The organism is Streptomyces sp. CC0208, assembly GCF_003443735.1.
In the GTDB taxonomy this organism is placed as follows: Bacteria; Actinomycetota; Actinomycetes; order Streptomycetales; family Streptomycetaceae; genus Streptomyces; species Streptomyces sviceus.
Window position 1 is genome coordinate 1,922,928 of the sequence record NZ_CP031969.1, and the last position, 21,409, is coordinate 1,944,336.

General features: G+C 70.7%; 16 protein-coding genes and 1 pseudogene. 6 read left to right on the plus strand and 11 right to left on the minus strand.

Annotated elements, in window-relative coordinates; genetic code table 11:
* Positions 1-85: 85 nt before the first annotated feature.
* Complete coding sequence (locus tag D1369_RS08770; RefSeq protein WP_007385511.1) at positions 86-640, minus strand: DUF1697 domain-containing protein; 555 nt, start codon at positions 638-640, stop codon at positions 86-88.
* 234 nt (positions 641-874) lie between these two features.
* On the opposite strand from D1369_RS08770, the gene D1369_RS08775 reads away from it, so the two are divergent.
* Positions 875-3,139: an MMPL family transporter gene (locus D1369_RS08775; RefSeq protein ID WP_007385510.1), complete on the plus strand. Its 2,265-nt coding sequence runs from the start codon at positions 875-877 to the stop codon at positions 3,137-3,139.
* 73 nt (positions 3,140-3,212) lie between these two features.
* Here D1369_RS08775 and mgt read toward each other — a convergent pair.
* The 5 genes and pseudogenes from mgt to D1369_RS08800 all read right to left on the minus strand — a co-directional run bounded on the left by mgt (position 3,213) and on the right by D1369_RS08800 (position 8,544).
* Positions 3,213-4,485 (minus strand): annotated as a pseudogene (gene mgt / locus D1369_RS08780) (macrolide-inactivating glycosyltransferase).
* On the minus strand, positions 4,466-5,242 hold the full coding sequence (gene erm / locus D1369_RS08785) for an ErmE/ErmH/ErmO/ErmR family 23S rRNA (adenine(2058)-N(6))-methyltransferase (RefSeq protein WP_007385508.1): 777 nt from the start codon (positions 5,240-5,242) through the stop codon (positions 4,466-4,468). Before erm ends, mgt begins: the two are co-directional and overlap by 20 nt.
* A 262-nt stretch (positions 5,243-5,504) precedes the next feature.
* Positions 5,505-6,779 carry a sugar ABC transporter substrate-binding protein gene (locus D1369_RS08790; protein ID WP_037901756.1) on the minus strand — a complete coding sequence of 425 codons (1,275 nt, stop codon included), beginning with the start codon at positions 6,777-6,779 and terminating at the stop codon, positions 5,505-5,507.
* Positions 6,779-7,612 (minus strand): carbohydrate ABC transporter permease, encoded by an 834-nt coding sequence (locus D1369_RS08795; protein WP_007385506.1) that lies wholly within the window; start codon positions 7,610-7,612, stop codon positions 6,779-6,781. The genes D1369_RS08790 and D1369_RS08795 overlap by 1 nt, the downstream gene beginning before the upstream one ends.
* Positions 7,609-8,544: a sugar ABC transporter permease gene (locus D1369_RS08800; RefSeq protein ID WP_007385505.1), complete on the minus strand. Its 936-nt coding sequence runs from the start codon at positions 8,542-8,544 to the stop codon at positions 7,609-7,611. Before D1369_RS08800 ends, D1369_RS08795 begins: the two co-directional genes overlap by 4 nt.
* Before the next feature lie 212 nt (positions 8,545-8,756).
* Between D1369_RS08800 and D1369_RS08805 the strand changes: the two genes are divergently transcribed.
* Positions 8,757-9,611, plus strand: a complete 855-nt coding sequence (locus D1369_RS08805; protein WP_007385504.1) for an aminoglycoside phosphotransferase family protein — start codon at positions 8,757-8,759, stop codon at positions 9,609-9,611.
* Positions 9,612-9,624: 13 nt separating this feature from the next.
* Here D1369_RS08805 and D1369_RS08810 read toward each other — a convergent pair whose 3' ends face one another.
* Positions 9,625-10,533: a LysR family transcriptional regulator gene (locus D1369_RS08810; protein ID WP_007385503.1), complete on the minus strand. Its 909-nt coding sequence runs from the start codon at positions 10,531-10,533 to the stop codon at positions 9,625-9,627.
* Positions 10,534-10,613: 80 nt separating this feature from the next.
* On the opposite strand from D1369_RS08810, the gene D1369_RS08815 reads away from it, so the two are divergent.
* Together D1369_RS08815 and D1369_RS08820 are read left to right on the plus strand one after the other, a co-directional pair.
* A complete protein-coding gene (locus D1369_RS08815; protein ID WP_037901755.1) occupies positions 10,614-11,600 on the plus strand; it encodes a DMT family transporter in 987 nt (328 codons plus the stop codon).
* Positions 11,540-12,082, plus strand: a complete 543-nt coding sequence (locus tag D1369_RS08820; RefSeq protein ID WP_007385501.1) for a YbaK/EbsC family protein — start codon at positions 11,540-11,542, stop codon at positions 12,080-12,082. Before D1369_RS08815 ends, D1369_RS08820 begins: the two co-directional genes overlap by 61 nt.
* Positions 12,083-12,089: 7 nt before the next feature.
* On the opposite strand, the gene D1369_RS08825 is transcribed toward D1369_RS08820, so the two are convergent.
* The 4 genes from D1369_RS08825 to D1369_RS08840 all read right to left on the minus strand — a co-directional run bounded on the left by D1369_RS08825 (position 12,090) and on the right by D1369_RS08840 (position 16,488).
* Positions 12,090-12,812 (minus strand): 3'-5' exonuclease, encoded by a 723-nt coding sequence (locus D1369_RS08825; RefSeq protein ID WP_007385500.1) that lies wholly within the window; start codon positions 12,810-12,812, stop codon positions 12,090-12,092.
* 120 nt (positions 12,813-12,932) lie between these two features.
* Positions 12,933-14,177 (minus strand): SAV2148 family HEPN domain-containing protein, encoded by a 1,245-nt coding sequence (locus D1369_RS08830; RefSeq protein ID WP_082319488.1) that lies wholly within the window; start codon positions 14,175-14,177, stop codon positions 12,933-12,935.
* A 114-nt stretch (positions 14,178-14,291) separates the two neighbouring features.
* On the minus strand, positions 14,292-15,611 hold the full coding sequence (locus D1369_RS08835) for a copper amine oxidase (RefSeq protein ID WP_037901753.1): 1,320 nt from the start codon (positions 15,609-15,611) through the stop codon (positions 14,292-14,294).
* Between the two features lie 58 nt (positions 15,612-15,669).
* The gene (locus tag D1369_RS08840) at positions 15,670-16,488 is read right to left on the minus strand and encodes a hypothetical protein (protein WP_007385497.1); all 819 of its coding nucleotides are present in this window, start codon (positions 16,486-16,488) and stop codon (positions 15,670-15,672) included.
* A gap of 195 nt (positions 16,489-16,683) precedes the next feature.
* Between D1369_RS08840 and glgX the strand changes: the two genes are divergently transcribed.
* Both glgX and treY read left to right on the plus strand, forming a co-directional pair.
* Positions 16,684-18,816 carry a glycogen debranching protein GlgX gene (gene glgX, locus D1369_RS08845; protein WP_007385496.1) on the plus strand — a complete coding sequence of 711 codons (2,133 nt, stop codon included), beginning with the start codon at positions 16,684-16,686 and terminating at the stop codon, positions 18,814-18,816.
* Between the two features lie 167 nt (positions 18,817-18,983).
* A complete protein-coding gene (gene treY / locus D1369_RS08850) occupies positions 18,984-21,338 on the plus strand; it encodes a malto-oligosyltrehalose synthase (RefSeq protein WP_118082378.1) in 2,355 nt (784 codons plus the stop codon).
* The last annotated feature ends 71 nt before the right edge of the window (positions 21,339-21,409 follow it).

Genomic DNA, 21,409 nt, shown 5'->3' on the forward strand with positions numbered 1-21,409 from the left:
CCACATCGAGGCGCGCCGTCGAGCCCTTGCTTCGTCTGTCAACCTACGGTGCTTGCATGGACGCGGCAAGTTACTGTGGCGGATCTCAACCCGCCGTCGTCGTCATCTCCACAAGCTTGACGACCGTGTTCCAGTTGCGGCTGGTGGCGATCAGGCCCTTGTTCAGGCGGGGCTTGGAGAGGTGCTCGGCGAGCTTGGAGCGGCCGAGGCCGTTCGGGGCGTACAGGTACAGGGTGCGGTCGCCGAGGCGGAACTCCTCGGGGAGGTAGGCGGCCTGGTCGATCTCCGCGAAACGGTCCGCGTCCACGGGTGCGGAGAAGTAGGTGACGTGGAGCTGCTTGCCCTCCAGCTCGGCTGCCGGGAAGGGGCAGTTGTCGACGATCGCCTTCAGGTAGGCGTGATCGCGGACGATCACGTCGACCGGGAAGCCGAACCGCTTCTCGATCGCGGCCGTGAGCTCGGCGGCCAGGGACTCCTCGTCGCCGTGGTCGGCGGTGAACACGGCCTGGCCGCTCTGGAGGTAGCTGCGTACACCGTCGTAACCCAGGCCTTCCATCAGCGCGCGCAGGTCGGCCATGGGGACCTTCCTGCTGCCGCCGACGTTGATTCCGCGCAGCAGTGCCGCGTAGGTCGTCGTCATGCGCACACCCTAGGACGGGGTGCGCGCGGACCCTGATCACCGCCCCGCACAACGTTCGTTAGATGTAAGGGTCACGGTCCTCCCCAGTGCGGAGGGCGCGCGGTCCCTTGGGAGGAGCCGACGGCCCCCGCACTTCACCGGGCAGCACGACGAGACGGGTTTATCCAGCTCATACCTTCGAGAGGAAAGGTGGCGGCAGGGGGCTGCCACCGCTCACAAGGGGGCAAGCCCGTCATGGGGAACGGAGACACAAAGGTGCGTGGCCTGGCCGCCAGGGCCGGCGGCTGGAGCGCACGCCACCGATGGGCTGCTGTCGGTATCTGGGTGCTGTTCGTCGTCCTGGCGATGGGACTCGGCTCGGCGGCGGGCCGGGTCGACGTCAAGGACAGCGACCAGCTCAAGGGAGAGACCCACACCGCCGCGAAGATCATCGAGGACGCCGGGATCGACGAGCCGGCCAGTGAGTCGGTGCTGATCCAGGCCAAGGACGCCGGCACCAAGGCGACCGACGCCGACTTCAGGGCCGCCGTCGCCGCCGTCGTGAAGGCGGTCGAGGGCACCGGCAAGGTCACCGACGTGAGCTCGCCGTACGACACGCACACCATCTCGAAGGACGGCCGCAGCGCGCTCGTGCAGTTCGACATGCGCGGCGAGGCGGACACCGCCGGGGACCGGGTGGAGCCAGTACTGAAGGCCGTCGAGGGGGTGCAGAAGGAGCACGGGTCGCTGCGGATCGAGGAGATCGGCGGCGCCAGCATGATGAAGACGTTCTCCGACGCGTTCGGCGACGACTTCGAGAAGGCCGAGCTCTCCGCGGTCCCGGTGGCGCTCGGCATCCTGCTCATCGCCTTCGGCGCACTGGTCGCGGCCTTCCTGCCGGTGCTTCTGGCCGTCAGCGCCATCATGGCGACCATGGGGCTGATGGGCATCGTCAGCCATGTGATGCCCATGAGCGACACCGCCAACTCGGTGATGCTGCTGGTCGGTCTGGCCGTGGGCGTCGACTACTGCCTGTTCTATCTGCGCCGTGAGCGCGAGGAACGGCAGGCCGGGCGGGACCCGCAGACCGCTCTGCGGATCGCCGCCGCCACCAGTGGCCGCGCGATCATCGTCTCGGGTGTCACGGTGTGTGTGGCGATGGCGGGCATGCTCTTCACCGGGCTCGCCGAGTTCGAGGCGATGGGCCTGGCCTCACTGATGGTCGTGGCGGTCGCGATGATCGGTTCCATCACCGTGCTGCCCGCACTGCTCTCGCTGCTGGGCGAGCGGGTCGAGAAGGGCAAGATCCCCTTCCTGCACCCGGAGAGCCGGCTGCGCCGCAAGCGGGGCGGCAACCGGGAGAGCCGGTTCTGGACCGCCGTGCTGAAGGGTGTCCTCGCGAAGCCGGCCGTCTCGGTCGTGGTCGCGGCCGGTGCACTGCTCGCCATCGCGGCGCCCGCGCTCGGCATGAAGACCCAGAACCTCACCCTGGACCAGCAGTTCGGCGACTCACTGCCCATCGTGCAGACCTACAACCGGGTCAACGACGCCTTCCCCGGCGGCTCCGAACCGGCCGAGGTGGTCGTGAAGGCGGCCGACATCAACGCCCCCGAAGTCACGTCCGCGCTGGCCGACTTCAAGGCGAAGGCGATCTCCTCGGGCGCCTCGCGCGGCCCGGTCGAGATCAAGCTGCACGACGCGCAGAACCTCGCCTTCGTGTACGTCCCGCTGGTGGGCGGCTCCGACCTCGACAAGGCGGGCGCGAGCCTGGACAAGCTGCGTGACGAGGTGCGGCCTGCCACGCTCGGCAAGGTCGACGGCGTCGAGGCGCCGATCACCGGAGAGGTGGCCGGTTCCAAGGACTTCAACGACCAGTTGGCCGGAGCGGTCGTCCCGGTGTTCGCGTTCGTCGTGGTCTTCGCCTTCGTGCTGATGCTGCTGTCGTTCCGCTCGCTGACGGTCGCGATCACCTCGATCGTGCTCAACCTGCTGTCGGTGGGCGCCGCCTACGGCATCCTCGTCGCGGTCTTCCAGCACGGCTGGGGCGCGTCGCTGGTGGGCGCGGAGGGCGTCGGCGCCATCATCACCTGGCTGCCGCTGTTCCTGTTCGTGATCCTGTTCGGCCTGTCGATGGACTACCACGTGTTCGTGGTCTCGCGAATCCGCGAGGCGCACCTGCGGGGCCGCAGCACCAAGGACGCGATCCAGCACGGCGTGGTCACCACGGCCGGTGTGGTCACCAGCGCCGCCGTCATCATGGTCGCGGTGTTCGCGATCTTCGGGACGCTGTCCATGCAGTCCATGAAGCAGATGGGCGTGGGCCTCGCGGCCGCGGTCCTCATCGACGCGACGATCATCCGGGGCGTGCTGCTCCCGGCGGTCATGGCGCTGCTCGGCGAGCGCAACTGGTACCTGCCGAAGTGGCTGCACCGGCTGCCCGACCTCACCCACGACGAGGCCGCGGAAGCCGTGGCGGCGCCCGCGGCGCGGGACGACGAGGGTGAGCCGCTGCGGGTCTGACCCCTGCGAGGCAGGTCTTGAACTCCCTTGTACCGAGGGCCCGTTGGCAACTGGGGTGCCAACGGGCCCTCACTCATGCGCGCAGTTGCGCCTCGATGAGGTCGGCGGCCCCGCGCGTGCCGCCCTCCTGAGCCATCTCCGCCTGGACCTCCTTGAGCCTGCGGGCCACCTCGGGGTCGTCGACGAGCGCGAGGGCGGCCTCGCGCAGCGCCTCGGCCGTCGCGTCCTCCGTGTCGATCCGGCGGGCGACCCCGAGGCCCTGGAGCATGTCGGCGTTGCCGAACTGGTCCACGGCCTGCGGTACGGCGATCATCGGCGTGGCGGTCGCCAGCCCCTCCTGGCTGCCGCCCGCGCCGGCGTGCGTGACGAACAGGTCGGCCTGCCTCAGGATCGCCAACTGCGGTACCCAGGAGCGCACTTCGACGTTCTCCGGTACGGCGCCCAGCTCGGCCGGGTCCACCTGCCGGCCGATCTGGAGCACGAGGTGCCAGCCGGGGAGGTCACCGAAGGCCCGGACGCATTCCCAGTAGAAGTCGGGCCGCTTGGTGAAGGAGGAGCCGAGCGAGACCAGGGCCACCTTCTCCGCCGAGACCGGCCGCCGCCACTCCCCCTCGGCGCCGCGGCCCCCCTGACAGGCGCCGACGAAGGTGTACACGCTCTCGTCGACCCGGTCGGCGTTCGGCTGGAGCGCCCTGGGGATCAGGACGAGCGAGCGGTCGGGGCGGCCGACGAAGGCGTCGGGGTCCAGGCCGATCCCGTTCTCCCGCAGCCAGCCCTGGAAGCGGGCGTAGTAGGCCTGCCCTCGTTCGGTGCTCTTCGGCTCGGCCCACATCGGCTCGGCGACCTCCTCCTCGTAGCCCTCCCAGGCGACGAGGTTCGGCGAGAGCGAGATCGCGGGCACACCCCAGCGGTGGGCGAGGACGCGGGCCGGGTAGGCGGTGATGTCGTGCAGGACGAGATCCGGTTCGTCGCCCTGGTACGCCTCGGCGAGCTGTGGCAGAGCCTGCATCGCGTCGGCGAGGAAGAGCTCCACGTGGTCGAGCAGTTCGCTGCCCCAGGCCGCCGGGTCGTCGTCGGGACCGGGCAGTGTGGAGTTCCAGGGCTTGACCTCGGCGCCGGTCTCGGCGACCTTCTCGGCGAACAGGGGCGGAACGGCGTACGTGACCCGGTGCCCGCGCGCCACGAGCTCGCGGATCACCTCCAGGCTGGGGTTCACGTGACCGTGCGCGGCGATGGAGAACATGGCGATGTGTGAGGTCATGGACCACAGCCTGCACGAGACGAGACGTCTCGTGCAACTTGTTTGAACGAGGCTCGGTGTGCCGCTCATGGCGCCAGCACCTCATGAAGTCGCAGCCACCGCTCCGGCGCCACTTCACCCACCAGTACGTCCCGGTCGAGTCGGGCGGCGCGAAAGCCGGCGTCCACCCGGCGCCGTGGATGGGCCCGGCACAGGGACGCGTGCAGCGAGCCCCCGACCCCTGAGAAGCCGAGTTCCACCAGGTGCCGCCAGCCCGGCAGCGCACCGGGCGGGAGCAGGGGGACACCGCGCCGCTCGATCCGCAGGATCCCCGCGTCCACGCGCGGAACGGGCCGGAAGCTGCGCCGCCCGACCAGCCCCGCCAGGCGCCACTCGTACCGGGGCCAGTTCAGAACGGTCAGCAGGGTCCAACTCCCGTAGTCACCCGTGCGCTTGCGGGCGTACTCCACCTGGGTGAGAAGGGTCGCGTCGGTGAGCGCGGGGGCCCGCAGACACCAGTCGACGATCGCCGCGGTACGGGAGAACGGCACGTTCCCGGCGACCGAGAAGGCCGTGCGCGGCGGGCGGGCCGCCAGGAAGTCCCCGCCGATCACGCGCACTTGTGGTGTGCCGGAGAAGCGGGCGGCGAGCACGGGGACGAGCCGTTCGTCGATCTCGTAGGCGAGCAGCGTGCGACAGCGCGGGGCCAGCAGTTCGGTCAACGCGCCTTTGCCCGCGCCGACTTCAAGCAGGAGCGGGTTTTTCGGACGGGGTACGGCGAGCCTCGCGAGGCGCGCCGCGGCCGCACGGTCGGTGAGGAAGTTCTGCGAGAGCGCGCGAGAGACGCGCGAGGGGCGGGCCATGGCCTGCGGTCCTTGTCTTCCGGGAGCGGGAGAAGGGCAGACGAAGGCCCTGACCGGAAGACAGGAGAAGTGCGTACGGGATGAACCTGGCCGCGGGTGATCAGCGGCGGATGTGGCTCCCCGGGCCGGTCAGGGCTCCGGGACCACGACGCATCCGTACGGAGTGCGTGAAGCCCCGGCCGAGACCGGAGAAACGGATCGCGTTGTTCGCTGCCACGGACGGAACGCTAGGGCGGCCCGGCCGGCCGGGCCAACCGGTTTTTCAGCGCTGGTAGCGGGCCAGCACGAGGTTCCCGTCATCCTCCAGCCGTTTCCGCAGCTCACCGAGGCCGATCGCCCCGCTGTAGTACTCCTGGAAGGCGGGGGTGGCGACCTTGTCCTTCCACTCCGGGTAGCCCCGGACGGACTGCGCGGGCGCCGGGCTCAGCCGGGAGGCGAGAGCCGTGCCCGTCGCCCAGCCGTCCTTGGCGGTGTGCAGGGCGGGGTTCTTCAGCGCCTCGGTCCCGGTGGGCAGCATCCAGTCCCCCAGCGCCAGCCGGACCATGTTCTTGGGCCGGAGCAGGAAGTCGATGAACGCGGCGGCCTCCTTCTTGTGCGGGCAGTCCTCGGCGACGGACAGGGTCTGCGGGCTGACGCCCTGGGTGAGTCCGTCGGCGCCGGCCGGGGCGGGGAGCACCTGCCACCGGAAGCCCATCGGCGCCTGCTGCGCGATCTGCTGACGGTAGGAGAACCCGAGCGGGACCATCGCGTACTTGCCGCCGAAGAAGCCGGGCAGGGTGTCGGAGCCGCCGCTGCCGAGCGTGGTCGGCGAGGCGCTGTGGTCGGTGTTCGCCTGGTCGTGGATGGTGCGGGGCACGGTCTCGTCGGCCTTCTCGAAACGGATGGCGACCTTTCCGTCGGCGCCCCGGTGGAAGAGCTGTCCGCCCGTCGACAGCGACAGGTTGAGGGTCGCGGAGACGGGTTCCTTGAGCGGCCAGGCCACGCCGTACTTGCCGTCACCGCTGAGCTGCCGGGTGATCCTCCTGAACTCCGCCCAGCTCCATGGGTGTTCGGGGGTGGGGATGCGGACGCCGGACTCCTTCAGCCACATTGCGTTGGCGACGAGGACCCTCGGCTCCTGGAGGAAGGGCACGCCGTAGACACCGTCGCCGAAGGTGGCCGTCTGCCAACTCCGTCGCGCGATGTCCGACTTCAGCCGCTCGGGCAGCAGCTTCTCGAGATCCGCGAGATAGCCGCCGTAGGCGAAGTCCGCGAGGTCGTCGGAGGCGTCGTGGATGATGTCGGGCGCCTCGCCGCCCTCGAACGAGGTGAGCAACTGGTCGTGGACGCTGTCCCAACTTCCCTGCACGTACTCGACCTTGATGCCGGGGTGGGTCGCGTTCCACTCCTTCACGAGCTCCTGGTTGGCCGCCACCGAGTCCTCCTGCCAGGCGAGCGACTGGAAGCGGAGGGTGATCCGACCGTCCTCGGAGGGGCCCGTACCGGTGCACCCGGTCAGGATCAGGAGGAGGACTCCCACGAACCATCGTGCGCGCATCAGCTCTTCACCGCCCCGGTCAACATGCCCCCCGTGATACGGCGTTGGATGATCGCGAAGATGACCAGCGAGGGCAGCGTGGCGAGGAAGGCGGCCGCCGCCAGCGGACCGAGGTCGGCTACGCCCTCCGCACCGATGAAGTGGGTGAGGACGACCGGCAGGGTCTGTTTGTCCGCGGTCTTCAGCAGCACGAGCGCGAAGAAGAACTCGTTCCACGCGGTGATGAACGCGAACAGAGCCGTCGCCACGATCCCGGGCGCGAGCAGCGGCGCCGTCACCGACACCAGGGTCCTGAGGCGCCCGGCCCCGTCGACGGCCGCCGCCTCCTCCAGTTCGGCCGGCACGGCACGGACGTATCCGACGAGCATCCACAGCGCGAACGGCAGCGCCCACACGACGTACACCATGACCAGACCCACCAGGGAGTTGATCAGCCGCAGGTTCTTCAGCACCAGGAACAGCGGGATGATCACCAGCACGAGCGGGAACGCCTGGCTGACCACCACCCAGCCCGTCGCGGCCTTCGCGAGCCGGGTGCGGTGGCGGGCCATGACGTAGGCCAGCGGGGTCGCGATCAGTACGGCGATCACGGCGGCGGCGAGCGCGGCGAGCAGGGAGTTTCCGGCGGCGCGCAGCAGGGGCTGTTCGTCGAAGGCCTGCCGGAAGTTGTCGAGCGTGGGATCCCGGGGGATCCAGGTGGGGTGCAGACTGCCCAGTTCCCGGGGGGACTTGAAGGCGGTGGAGACCAGCCAGAGGAAGGGGAAGGCGAGGAAGACGAGATAGGCGAGGAGGGCGGCGTACTGGCCGACGCGGCCGGAGGTGCTGGTCCTCATGTCTGGTCACCCCCCTTGAGGCGGCCCGTGAGGAAGAGGGCCAGGAGGACGGAGACGGCCGCGACCATCACGAGACCCATCGCGGCCGCGTACCCGAACTGGCCGTAGCGGAAGGCTTCCTCGTAGGCGAAGAGCATGGGGAGGCGGGTGCGGCCGCCGGGTCCCCCGCTGGTCAGCACGTAGACCAGCGCGAACGAGTTGAAGTTCCAGATGAAGTTGAGCGCGGTGATCGCGAGGGCGACCGGTCTGAGGGCGGGCCAGGTGACCGTGCGGAATCGTCGCCAGGCGCCCGCGCCGTCCATCGCGGCCGCTTCGTGGAGTTCGCGCGGGGTGTTCTGGAGGCCGGCGAGCAGGGTGACCGTCGTCTGAGGCATCCCTGCCCAGACGCCGACGACGATCACGGCGGGCAGAGCGGTGGACAGACCACTGAGCCAGTCACGGCCGTCGCCGAGACCGAGGGTGCGCAGGGTCTCGTTGAGCACGCCGGCGTCCGGGTTGTAGACGAGGCGCCACATGACACCGACGACGACCTCGGGCATGGCCCAGGGGATGATCGCGAGGGCGCGGGCGAGCCAGCGAAGCTTGAGGTCCTGGTCGAGCAGCAGGGCGAGGCCGAGCGCCAGCAGGAACTGCGGCACGGTCACGCCGACCGCCCACACCAGACCGATCCGGAACGACTCCCAGAACAGCGTGTCGTGCAGCAGGTCCTGGAAGTTGAGGCCGCCGATCCACTGGGTGGCCCGGGTCCGGCCCGACTGGGCGTCGGTGAAGGCCAGCAAAATCCCGTACAGCAGGGGCCCCACACTCAGCACCAGGATCGGGATCAGCGCGGGCAGCACCAGGAACCAGGCCCCCTGACCGGAAGGGCGCCGGTCGCCCTCGGCCCGCGGAGCGCCGCGCGCCGGCCGCTCCGTCGCGGTCACCAAGGTCACGTCATCGACTCCTTCGCGCGGCTCGTGACGATCCGGCCCTCCCGGCCTGGGCCTCCGTCATGGTCGTGAAGGGGATATGCGCCGTCAAGGCAGCGCGCACACCGGCCCACCTGTGGGAATGCGAGACTGACCGGGCGATGGCGCGAACTCGACGCCGTGCGCGGTGGCACTGCACAGGCATGCGGGACATGTCAGAACCGGGAGGCCGGACGATGGACGAGACACGGGCGCGGGACGTACTGGAGGCGGCGGGGCTGCCGGCGGGGTCCGCGCAGCTGCTCGCCCTCGGGGAGAACGCCGTGTTCGCCGCCGGTGACCTGGTCGTCAAGGTGGGACGCGACGCCGAGCTCCTCGACCGGGCACGCCGGGAACTGGACATCGCCGGGTGGCTCGCGGAGGCGGGGGTGCCGGCGGTGCGGGCGGCCGAGCCGAAGGCGCGGTTGGTGGAGGGCCACCCGGTGACGTTGTGGCACCGGCTTCCCGACGCCGTACGGCCCGCCGAGGCGCGGGATTTGGCCGAAGTCCTACGTGTGGTGCACGCGCTGCCGGCCCCGCCTTTCGAGTTGCCTCCCCGTGAGCTGCTGGGGGGTGTCGAGCGGTGGCTGCGGCTTGCGGGCGATGCGGTCGACCCCGCTGACGCGGCGTACCTCCGTGAGCGGCGGGACGGTTTCGCGGCGGCCGCGACTGCGGTGACACCTCATCTGGAGCCGGGGCCGATCCACGGTGACGCGCTTCCCCGCAATGTCCATGTGGGGCCGGGCGGGCCGGTTCTCGTCGATCTGGAGACGTTCTCCTCGGATCTGCGGGAGCACGATCTGGTGGTCATGGTGTTGTCCCGGGACCGGTACGGGTTGCCTGCGGCGGCCTATGACTCCTTCACCACCGCTTACGGGTGGGACGTGCGGGAGTGGGAGGGCTGCGCGGTGCTTCGGGGAGCCCGGGAGACGGCCAGTTGTGCGTGGGTGGCTCAGCACGCACCGTCGAATCCCAGGGCTCTTGCCGAGTTCGAGAGGCGGGTCGCGTCCTTGCGGGACGGCGACGAGACGGTGCGGTGGTATTCGTTCTGACCGGTGGGCGCCCCTAGGGAGTCGACTCCCCCCGAATCAGCAGGGCGGCCGACCTCAGCTCCGTGAGAACCGAGCGCACCGCCCTCCTCGCCGTCCTCTCCGGGCGGTACAGCGCGTCGATGTGACGTCTCGCCTGGACGCCGCTCAAGGGTCTCAACACCAGTGCCGGATGCCGGCGCATCGTCCAGCGGGGCATCAACGCCAGGCCGCCGCCCGCCGCCACCGCCTCTGCCGCCACGGCGAACTCGTTGATGCGATGGGCCAGGTGGAGGCGGCGCCCCGCTGCCGCCGCGATGGCCTCGATGGTGGCCATGACCGGGAAGCCGTCGTGGACGGTGATCCAGGGTTCGTCGGCCACGTCTGCCGGGGTCACCCGGCGCCTGGCCGCCAGCGGGTGGTCGGCGGGCATGGCCACGTCCAGGGGTTCCCGCAGGAGCGTGGTGGCCGTCACCGTGGGCGGCCAGGCGGGGGCGTGGTCGAGGCGGTGGGCCAGGACGATGTCGTACTCGCGGGTCAGGCGCGGGAAGTCCTCCTGCGGCACGTCCTCGTCGGCCAGCCTGGGCACGGGGGCGCCGGGATCGGCGAGGGCGCGCAGCAGCAGGGGGAAGAAGGCCGCACCCGCGCTGTGGAAGGCCGCCACCGAGACCTCGCCGCCGGGCCGGTCCACGAACTCCTCGACCGTGTGCCGCGCGCGAGCCAGCGCCGTCTCCACCTCGATGGCCGCGGCCGCCAGCGCCTGACCGGCCTCCGTGAGCACCAGCCTTCTGCCGTCGCGTTCGGTCAGCGGCACCCTGACCGAACGCTGCAACAGCCTGAGCTGCTGCGAGATCGCCGACGGGGTCACCAGCAGCGCCTCGGCGACCGCGGTGACGCTGCCCAGTTCGCCGAGTTCCCGCAGGATCCGCAGCTGTCGTTCGTCCACCACGACAGTGTAGAAGCACTAAAAGATCGTTTAAGAAGCTGGATCTAGGCTTCAGAGACGGATCGGTGCAGGGTGGGCGGGTGTCCGACGCCCGCCGTACCGACGTGGTACTCCTGCTGGTCGCGATCGTCTGGGGTTCGAGTTATCTCTCCGCCCAGACAGCGACGTCCGCCCTCCCTGTCCTGCTGGTGCTCCTCGTCCGCTACGCCCTGTCCGCGCTCGCCTGCCTGGGAGTCGTCGCCTTCCCCGGGCGAGGGCCGCGCCGGTGGACCCGTGAGGAGCTGCGGGCGGGGGTACCCCTGGGCTTCACCCAGGCCGCCGTCCTCGTGGTCGAGACCTACGGCGTCGCCCACACCAGCGCCGCCAACGCGGGCCTCATCATCAGCCTGACCATCGTCCTCACGCCCCTTCTCGACCGCACCGGTCACCGGGGCGGTCTGCCGCCGGTGTTCTACGCGGCCGCCGGTGTGTGCGTTCTGGCCGTCGGGCTCCTCATGGCGGGCAACGGCTTCCACGCGCCCCGCCTCGGCGACCTGTTGATGCTCGGCGCCGCGGTCGTACGGGCCGGCCATGTCGCACTCGTCGGACGGCTCACCGCGGGCCGGGCGATACGGCCGCTGCACCTCACGACCGTGCAGACCCTCGTCGGCACGGTCCTGTTCCTCCCCCTGGCCGCGCACGGTCTTCCGGCCCTGGCCCACGCGGCCCCGGCCACCTGGACACAACTGCTCTATCTCGCCCTGTTCTGCAGTGTGTTCGCCTTCCTCGCCCAGACCTGGGCGGTGCAGCGCACCTCGGCCAGCCGGGCCAGTCTGCTGCTGGGCACCGAGCCGATCTGGGCCGCGGCGGCAGGGGTCGCCCTGGGCGGCGAGCACTTCACCGCACTGACCGGGCTCGGAGCGGTCATGATGATCGCCGGCACCTACTGGGGGCAGTCCGTGGAGCGTGCCCATCGCGCAACCGCCTTGCCCCGCACCGCAGTTCATCCCACCCAAGAGGACACCCGATGCCCGGCGACGACGCCTACGACACCGACACCGACACCCACGACACCCACGACCGTCTGATCTCCCTGCTCGACGCCTCCTCCGTCGACTACCAGCTGATCGACCACGCACCCGAGGGCACCACCGACGCCGTGTGCGCGCTGCGCGGGCATCCCGCCTCCGAGGCCGCGAAGTGCATCGTGCTGCGGGTCAAGGTGGACCGCCGGACCACCCGGCATGTGCTCGCGGTCGTCCCCGGGGACCGGCGCGTGGACCTGGACGCGGTCCGGGCGCTGTTCGCCGCGCGCTATGTCGGGTTCAGCGATGCGCAGACCGCCGAGCGGCTGGCCCGCGCGATCCCCGGTACGGTCCTGCCGTTCAGCTTCGATCCCGAGCTGGAGGTCGTCGCCGATCCGGAGGTCGTGAAGCAGCCCCGGCTGTACTTCAACGCCGCCCGGCTGGACCGGTCGCTGTGCATGTCGGGGGCCGACTACGAGCGGTTGGCGAAGCCGAGGGTGGAGCCCGTCGCGAGTCCTCCGCTGTCGGATTCGCTGCCGGGGTGACGCCCTCTCACACCGTCTCGTCGGCCGGCTCGCGCAGCGGCCAGACGCCGTCGACCACGGCCGTCGCGTCGCCCTTGCGGCGCAGGAAGCTCTGGAAGTCCGCCGCCCACTCGGCATACCACTCGATCTGGCGGTGGTGGAGCTCCGCCGGTCCGAGGGCCGCGACCTTCGGGTGGCGCACGGCTATCGCGCAGGCCAGCCGGGCCGCGGCGAGCGCGTCGGCACAGGCGTCATGGGCGGTGTCGAGCGCGACGCCGTACTCCGTGCAGACCGCTTCGAGGTTGCGCTTGCCTCGGCGGTAGCGGTCCACCGAGCGGTCGATGGTGTACGGGTCGATGACCGGTGCGGGGTCGAGGCCGCCCAGGCGCTCACGCAGGGACGGCAGGCCGTAGCGGCGCAGTTCGGCGGAGAGGAGGCTCAGGTCGAAGGCGGCGTTGTAGGCGACGACCGGGACGCCCGTCTTCCAGTAGGTCGTGAGGACGTCCGCGATGGCGTCGGCGACCTGGTCGGCGGGGCGGCCCTCGGCGGCCGCCCGCTCGTTGCTGATCCCGTGGACCGCCACGGCGTCCGCCGGGATCTCCATGCCCGGATCCGCCAGCCACTCCCGGCGCCCCAGGGACTGCCCGTCCCTGAGCTCGATCACGGCAGCCGTGACGATGCGCGCCTCGCGCGGATCGGTGCCGGTGGTCTCCAGGTCGAAGCCGATCAGCAGCTCTCGGTGCCAGCCCATGGGCGGTCCCCCTTCTTGGTGGTGCTTTCCCCCAGTGGTCTCCACCTTCCCATGGGCCACTGACAATCAGAGGACCGCATTCCGCTTGGCATCGCCGACACACCGGAAACCGGGGACACTTCAGGACACCGGACGCGAATCCGCCCAGTTCGTCTCGAACTCCTCGCGGTAGGTGGGGAAGAGACCGCTGTCGTCCACATCGCCCGCCTTGACCAACCGGTTTCCGTTGCGCAGCACGAGGACCGGTGCCTCCATGCCCCGCGACCGGCGCAGATAGGACTGCACGACCGCGATCCCGTCCGAGCCGTCGCCGTCCACGAGGTAGGCCGTGAAGCGCGGGGTGTCGTCGTAGACCTGGATCTCGAAGGCGCCCGGATCACGCAGCCTGGACCGCACCCGGCGCATGTGCAGGATGTTCATCTCGACGGCCCGGCTCAACTCGCCGCGCTTCAGGCCCAGTTCCCGCTCGCGACGCTTGACCGCGCTGGAGGCCGGGTTCAGGAACAGCAGCCGCACCCGGCAGCCGCCCTCGGCGAGCCGCACCAGACGGCGGCCGGAGAAGTTCTGCACGAGGAGGTTCAGGCCGATGCCCACGGCGTCGAGGCGCCGGGCGCCGCCGAAGATGTCCTCGGCGGGGAACTGGCGCAACAGCCGCACCCGGTCGGGATGTACGGCGACCACGTCGGCGTACCGGTCGCCGACCAGGTCCTCGACCGCGTCGACCGGCAGTCGGCGGGCGGACGGCACGTCGCCGCCGGCGCCGAGTATCTCGAGCAGCTTGGCGGCCGCGCGCTCGGCCTGGCCGAGGACCGCCTCGGACAGGGCCCGGTTGCGGGAGACGACGTTGCGCGTCACCTCCAGCTCGTCCAGGGCCAGTTCGACGTCCCGGCGGTCGTCGAAGTAGGGCTCGAAGCAGGGCCAGTGCTGCACCATCAGCTCGCGCAGCTGGGGCAGGGTGAGGAAGCTGAGGACGTTGTCGTCGGCGGGGTCGAGCAGATAGCCCTTGCGGCGGCTGACCTCGCGGACCGCGACCGCGCGCTGGACCCACTCCTGTCCGGCGGGTCCGGCGGCCGCGACCACCCAGTCGTCGTGGCCGTGGACGGGTTCGTAGATGGGACGCAGAACAGCGGCCACGACAGCCCGTAGCCGCTGTTCGACGAGGTTCAGCCAGATGTAGGCACGGCCCGCCCGCTGGGCGCGCGTCCGTACCTCGCGCCAGGCGTCGGCGTCCCAGTCCAGCTCCGGCCCGATCGTCGCTCCCGCGTCCATCGGCCGAGCCAGGGACACCGTGCCGGGCGGGGCGTCTGCGGAGTTCCCCTCGTGACCCTCGTCACCAGGGGGCAACTCCAGCCCTCCCGAGCCCACCCGCGCACCGCCTTCCGCTCCCCCGGCATCACCCGGGGGTTCCGCCCCACCCAACGATCAAGGAAGGGTACTCCGGGAGCGGTCGGCGGTGCAGCCGGATGGACAGGGTCAATCTCAACTACCGGGCTCCCAGTGGCCGTTCTGCCCGGCGAGCTCGGCCGGAGTGAGCGGGTTCATAGCCGTGACGTCCCTGGGGGCGATGGAGAATCCCTGCCAGTGGACCGGCATGGGCTGCTGGTCCTCGTCCCGGGCGACGTGGTGGAAGCCCACGTTCATCCAGACCACCGGGTGGGTGAGGGTCTGGCCGTTGACCCACTTGTCGACGGACGTGCCCGCCCCGGCTCCGCAGTTGCCGGGGTTGTTGCTGGCGAACTGCTCGCACGGGTTGTACTCGGTGAAGTACACGTCGTGCTTGGTGAAGGAGCGTGCCGGGTACTTGGTGCTGGGACCGGGGACGATCTCGTACGACCGCGAGTGCCAGTCCTTGTTCTTGCCGACCGCGCTGACCATGCGCCACCAGCGGTAGCTCTTGGCGTCGCCCGCGAGTTCCTTGGTGACCGGGGTGCGAGTGGTCTTGACGGTGGCGGTCTGCTGGCCCTGGGCGGCCGCGGTGACCGTGGAGTCGTACTGCTCGACCCGGTTCTTGGAGGAACTGTCGAGGGCGAAGTCCAGGCGCCAGAAGGCGTTGTGGCTGTGGCTGGTGGCCTGGGCGCGGGGGCCCTTGCCGATGGGCCAGCCGCGGCCGTCGCCGGCGTCGTAGTCCTCGTAGGAGAGACTGCCGGTCGCGCCGAGGTTCATGGTGATGGTGCCGTCGTCCTGGAAGCGCCACTCGGTCATGTACTCGTACCAGCCGACCTGGTTGACCGAGTAGACGAGCAGGTCCTTGCCCTGCGCCTGGTAGACCTTGTTCGCGCTGTCGCCCTGCATGCGGTAGGCGTGGCCGCGGGAGCGGGTGGTGGTGCACAGGCCGTTGACGTTCTCGTGGTCCGGGTCCCAGGAGTCCGGGACCTTGACGCTCTTGATGGTGCCGCCGGGGCACTCGCCCGGGTCCAGGTTCATCAGGCCCTGGGCGAAGCCGAAGCCCGTCAGGTCGTCGTACTCGACGCTGCCGTCGTCGTAGGGGACGTGGATCTGGCCGAGCCTGGCGCTGTTGAGGACCTTGATCGGCGCGGTCTCGCCCTTGGGCTGGTAGGAGATGTCCTCCAGGACGAGCCCGGCCTTGCTGTCGTAGCGCCAGCACATCCGCCAGGTCGTACCGCTGGAGAGCGTCTGCTCGATCTTGTAGGCGCTGCTGCACTCCGCCGCGGCCGGGGCGGCGGCCTTGGGCTGGGCGGCGGCCGGTCCCGCACCGGTCGTGACACCGGCGGCCAGCGCGGCCACGGACACGCCGAGGGCCGCGTGCCTGCGCGCGCGGCTGATTCTGTTGACACGCATGAAGGAATGACTCCCTTGCGGAAGGAGCAGGTGGGAAAAGTGGACGGAGGGAGGCGGATCAGCTCTCGAGCTTGGCGACCTTGCGGGCGCTCAGATCGATCACGAAGGCCCTGGCGTCGATCCAGGGGCCGTTCTTCACCTTCGGGAACAACCGCACGCAGCGGTGCTCGCCGCACTTGTCGAGCACGGCGGGCTGGCCGCCCGGGACGGCCCGGTACACGGCGCCGGTGAGCAGCAGCTGGTTCGGGTCGGTGAGTTCCTTGTCGGTGGCGTCCTTGTAGTCGGCCTTCAGGTCCGCGCCGAGCGGGTCGGCGATCAGAAGGCTCGCGGCCTCCGCGTACTCGGCGCTGCTCAGCGGCGGCTGGACGCCGTGCTGGGTGCCGGTCGCGACGATCTTGCCGCTGTCGAGATCGACGGTCCTGGTGACGAGGGTGTCGTCCCGGTAGTCGTAGAACGTCACGTTGGCGCGGCGGGGCGCGTTCGGGTCGTCCAGTTCGTCGACCTTGGGATCGGCGAGGTCCACGGTGAGGCGTTCCGGGCCGCGGTCGCCCTCGACGTCCTCACTGGTGTTGAGCAGCTGCGGGTTCACGGCGATCTGCTCGACCCGCTGGATCTCGTCGTCGGTGAGCGGGTCGCGGCCCTTGCCCTTCGCACCCTCGGCGGCCGGCGCCTTTTCCACGACCCCGGGCGTGACGGCCCCGTCCGCGCCCCCGCCCGCCTGCGCCGCGGACTGTCCCGAGGCCGCCTTGCCGCCTCCGGTGTCGTCCGCCCCCGCCGTCCCCGGCAGGGTGATCCCGACCATCACGGCGGTCCCGGCCACCGCGATGGCCGCACCTGCCACCACCTTCCCGAGGTGGCGGTGCACTATCTTGCGCACATCTTCCCCCTACTCCCCGGGCATGTCCGGGAGTATGTGTATGCCCCGATATTTCGGCAAAGAGCGGTTATGTAATCGCCCTCCGCACCGGTCGATCGGTAAGAGGGACGTAAGTCATAGGTGGTTCCATCACTTTCGGGGACACTCGGGGCCAAGGGGCCCCACGTGGCGCGGGACAGCTGAAAGAGTCGTTGCATGCAGGTCTGGCCTGGAGAGGCGTATCCACTCGGTGCCACGTACGACGGCGCCGGTACCAACTTCGCGGTCTTCACCGAAGCCGCGAACCGAGTAGAGCTGTGTCTTTTGCACGACGACGGCTCGGAAACGGCGGTGGAACTGCGCGAGAGCGACGCGTTCGTCCGGCACGCGTATCTGCCCGGCGTGATGCCCGGACAGCGCTACGGCTTCCGCGCGCACGGCCCGTACGCTCCCGAGCGCGGCCTGCGCTGCAACTCCTCGAAGCTGCTGCTCGACCCGTACGCGCGCGCGATCAGTGGTTCGATCCGCTGGGGCGAGGAGGTGTACGGCTACCACTTCGACTCGCCCGACAAGCGCAACGATCTCGACTCGGCGCCGCACACCATGACGTCGGTCGTGGTCAACCCGTACTTCGACTGGGGCGACGACCGGCGGCCGCGGATCGGGTACCACGAGACGGTGATCTACGAGGCGCACGTCAAGGGCCTCACCATGCGGCACCCGGGGCTCCCCGAGGAGCTGCGCGGCACCTACGCCGCCCTCGCGCACCCCGCGATCATCGAGCACCTGGTGGAGCTCGGCGTCACCACCCTGGAGCTGATGCCGGTCCACCAGTTCGTGAACGACCACCGCCTGGTCGACATGGGCCTGAACAATTACTGGGGCTACAACACGATCGGTTTCTTCGCCCCGCACAACGCGTACGCCTCCTGGGGCGACCGCGGCCAGCAGGTCCTGGAGTTCAAGTCGGCGGTCAGGGCGCTGCACGAGGCCGGCATCGAGGTCATCCTGGACGTCGTCTACAACCACACCGCCGAGGGCAACCACCTGGGCCCGACACTGTCCTTCAAGGGCCTGGACAACCCGCAGTACTACCGCCTGACCGACGACCAGCGGTACTACATGGACACCACGGGCACCGGGAACTCCCTGCTGATGCGGTCCCCGCACGTCCTTCAGCTGATCATGGACTCGCTGCGCTACTGGGTCACCGAGATGCACGTCGACGGCTTCCGTTTCGACCTCGCGGCCACCCTGGCCCGGCAGTTCCACGAGGTGGACCGGCTGTCGTCGTTCTTCGACCTGGTGCAGCAGGACCCGGTGGTCTCCCAGGTGAAGCTGATCGCCGAGCCCTGGGACGTCGGCGAGGGCGGCTACCAGGTGGGCAACTTCCCGCCGCTGTGGACCGAGTGGAACGGCAAGTACCGCGACACCGTGCGGGACCTGTGGCGGGGCGAGCCGCGCGCGCTGGCGGAGTTCGCGTCCCGGCTGACCGGTTCCTCCGACCTCTACCAGGACGACGGCCGGCGTCCGCTGGCCTCGATCAACTTCGTCACCTGCCACGACGGGTTCACCCTGCACGACCTCGTCTCGTACAACGACAAGCACAACGAGGCCAACGGCGAGGACAACCGCGACGGCGAGAGCCACAACCGGTCCTGGAACTGCGGGACGGAGGGCGAGACCAACGATCCCGCGGTGCGGGAGCTGCGCGCCCGCCAGATGCGCAACTTCATCGCCACGCTGATGCTGTCCCAGGGCGTGCCGATGATCAGCCACGGCGACGAGGTCGCGCGCACCCAGCGCGGCAACAACAACGCCTACTGCCAGGACAGCGAGCTGGCCTGGGTCCAGTGGCCGGAGGAGGCCGGGGACGGGGCGGCGGGGCTCGGCGCCGAGCTGCTGGCCTTCACGCGCGCGATGGTGTGGCTGCGCAAGGACCATCCGGTCTTGCGGCGCCGTCGCTTCTTCCACGGGCGGCCCGTGGAGGGGACCCACGGCGAGCTGTCGGACATCGCCTGGTTCACCCCCCAGGGCAAGGAGATGACCCAGCATGACTGGGACCGGGCGCAGGCCTCGGCGCTGACGGTCTTCCTCAACGGCAACGCGATCTCCGAGCCCGGCCCCCGCGGGGAACGGATCACCGACGACTCGTTCCTGCTGATGTTCAACGCCTCCCCCAAGACGCTGGACTTCGTGGTGCCGGTCAACCACGGCCGGCAGTGGGAGGTCGTGGTCGACACCGCCGTCCCGGACGGGGTGCCCCCGGGCACGGGGGCGAAGGTGCAGGCCGGGGACCGGCTGACGCTGGTGGACCGCAGCATGGCGGTGCTGCGACGGCCCGTCTAGCGGAGCGGGCCGGTGGCGGCGTCGGCGTCGGCGTCGGCGTCGGCGTCGGGACGGTAGCGTCGTGCCGTTGGCGGTGACGTCGGGACGGTAGCGTCCCGACGTCCGCGTCCCGTGCACATGGAGCATGCGATGACACGAAAGGCCGCAAGGCGGGTACGTAGGTCTGCATGACACCTGAGCGACCCGACCCGTCGGCGCCGACGGCCACGTACCGGCTGCAGCTGCAGCCCGAGTTCCCGTTCGCGGCCGCGGCGGCTGCCGTGCCGTACCTGGCCTCGTTGGGCGTCTCGCATCTGCACCTGTCCCCCGTCCTGGAGTCCGTCCCCGGTTCGACACACGGCTACGACGTCGTGGACCACGCGCGCGTGCGCGACGAACTGGGCGGTGAGGACGGGCTGCGGGCACTGTCGCGCACCGCGCGCGAGCACGGGCTCGGTCTGGTGGCGGACATCGTGCCGAACCACATGGCGATGGACCCGCGCCACAACCACGCCCTGTGGGAGGTGCTGCGGGAGGGCCCGAAGTCGCCCTACGCGCGATGGTTCGACATCGACTGGGAGGCGCAGGGCGGCCAGGTACTGCTGCCGGTGCTGGGGCATCCGGCCGGCGACGAGCTCGGCAACCTCACGGTGGACGGTGAGGTGCTGCGCTACTACGACCATGTGTTCCCGCTCCGCGAGGGCACCGGGGAACTCCCCCTGCCGCAGCTCCTGGACGCGCAGTGGTACCGGCCGGTGTGGTGGCGGCTGGCCCGTACGGAGCTCAACTACCGGCGTTTCTTCAGCATCTCGGAGCTGATCGGGGTGCGGGTCGAGGACCCCGAGGTGTTCGAGGCCACCCACGCCAAGATCCTCCAGCTGCTGCACGAGGGCGTGCTCGACGGGCTGCGGGTCGACCACCCCGACGGCCTCGCCGACCCCGACACGTACCTCCAGCGGCTCCACCAGGCGACCGGCGGGCGCTGGACGGTCGTGGAGAAGATCCTGGCGGACGGGGAGCGGCTGCCGGCGGCCTGGCCCGTGGCGGGGACGACGGGGTACGACGCCCTGAGGCAGATCGACGGGCTGTTCACGGACCCGGCGGGGTTCGGGGAACTCCTCGGCCAGTACCGGCGGTTCGCCGCCCCGCAGACCGACCGCGGGGGCGACTGGGCCGCGACGGCACGCCGGGCGGCGTACAAGGTGATCACGCACGAGCTGGCCGCCGAGACGGACCGCCTGACCCGGGTCGCGGCACGCGTGTGTGCCACGTCGTCGGAGCCCGCGCTGCGCGACCGGGCGCCCTGGGCGCTGCGCACCGCGCTCCAGGAACTGCTGGTGCGGATGGAGGTCTACCGGCCCTACGGCTCTTCGGACGCCGCCCGTGTCGTCACCGAGGAGACCGCTGCCGAGGCCCGGCTCGCCTTCGTGGTCCCCGAGGAGGCGGGCGCCGTCGACGTCGTACGGGATCTGGTGCTGGGGCGGGCCGGGGACGGGCCGGACCACGTGGAGTTCCGGACCCGGTTCGCGCAGACCGCGTCGGCGCTGCGGGCCAAGTCCGTGGAGGACACGGCGTTCTACCGGTACGTGCCGCTGCTGTCGGCGACGGAGGTGGGTGGGAATCCCGGGAGCCCTGCCGTCTCGCCCGAGGACTTCCACGCCTACTGCACGCGCGTGCAGCGCGACTGGCCGCTGACGGGAACCGTGGTGTCGACGCACGACACCAAGCGCAGTGCCGATGTGCGGGCGGCCCTGGCCGTGCTCACCGAGTGCCCCGAGTGGTGGGCGGACACGCTGGCCGAGGTGACCCGCACCGGTGACGGTGTGCCGGACGCGCAGCTGGCGTGGGCGGCCTGGCAGTCGGCGTTCGGCCTCGGTCCCGCGGCCCCGGAGCGGGTGCGGGAGGCGCTGCTGAAGCATGTGCGCGAGGCGGGGCTGTACACGAGCTGGACGGAGCAGGAACCGGCGTACGAGGAGGCGGTGGCGCGGTTCGTCACGGCCGGCCCGTGCGGGCCGCAGGGCGAGCAGGTGGCCGCGTTGCGCGATCGGCTCGACCCGCACATCCGGGCGAACGAGCTGGGGACGGCCCTGGTGCAGCTGACGATGCCCGGGGTGCCCGATGTGTACCAGGGCACGGAGGCCAGGTACCTGGCGCTGGTGGACCCCGACAACCGGCGGCCGGTGCGGTTCCCGCCGGAGGACTCCGGGGACAAGGGCGCGCTCACGGCCGCGGCGCTGCGGCTGCGCCGGCGTCGGCCGGACGTCTTCGGTGACGCGGCGACGTACACGCCGCTGGCCACGGAGGGGCCCTCGGCGGCGCACTGCGTGGCGTTCGCGCGCTCCGGGGAGGTCGTCACCGCGGTGACCCGGCTGTCGCTGCGGCTGGCGGAGGCGGGCGGCTGGGGGGAGACGGTGCTGCCGCTGCCGCCGGGCGTCTGGCGCGATGTGCTGGTACCGGAGCGGGAGTTCTCCGGGCACGCGCGCGTGGCGGAGCTCCTGGGCGAGTCGCCGGTGGCGCTGCTGGAGCGGGTCGCCACGGACTGACTGGGCGAGGCCGGTGCGGCCGACAGGAGCTTCTCGAAGCCCTCCTGGTCGACGAAGTCGCGGCGGACCGG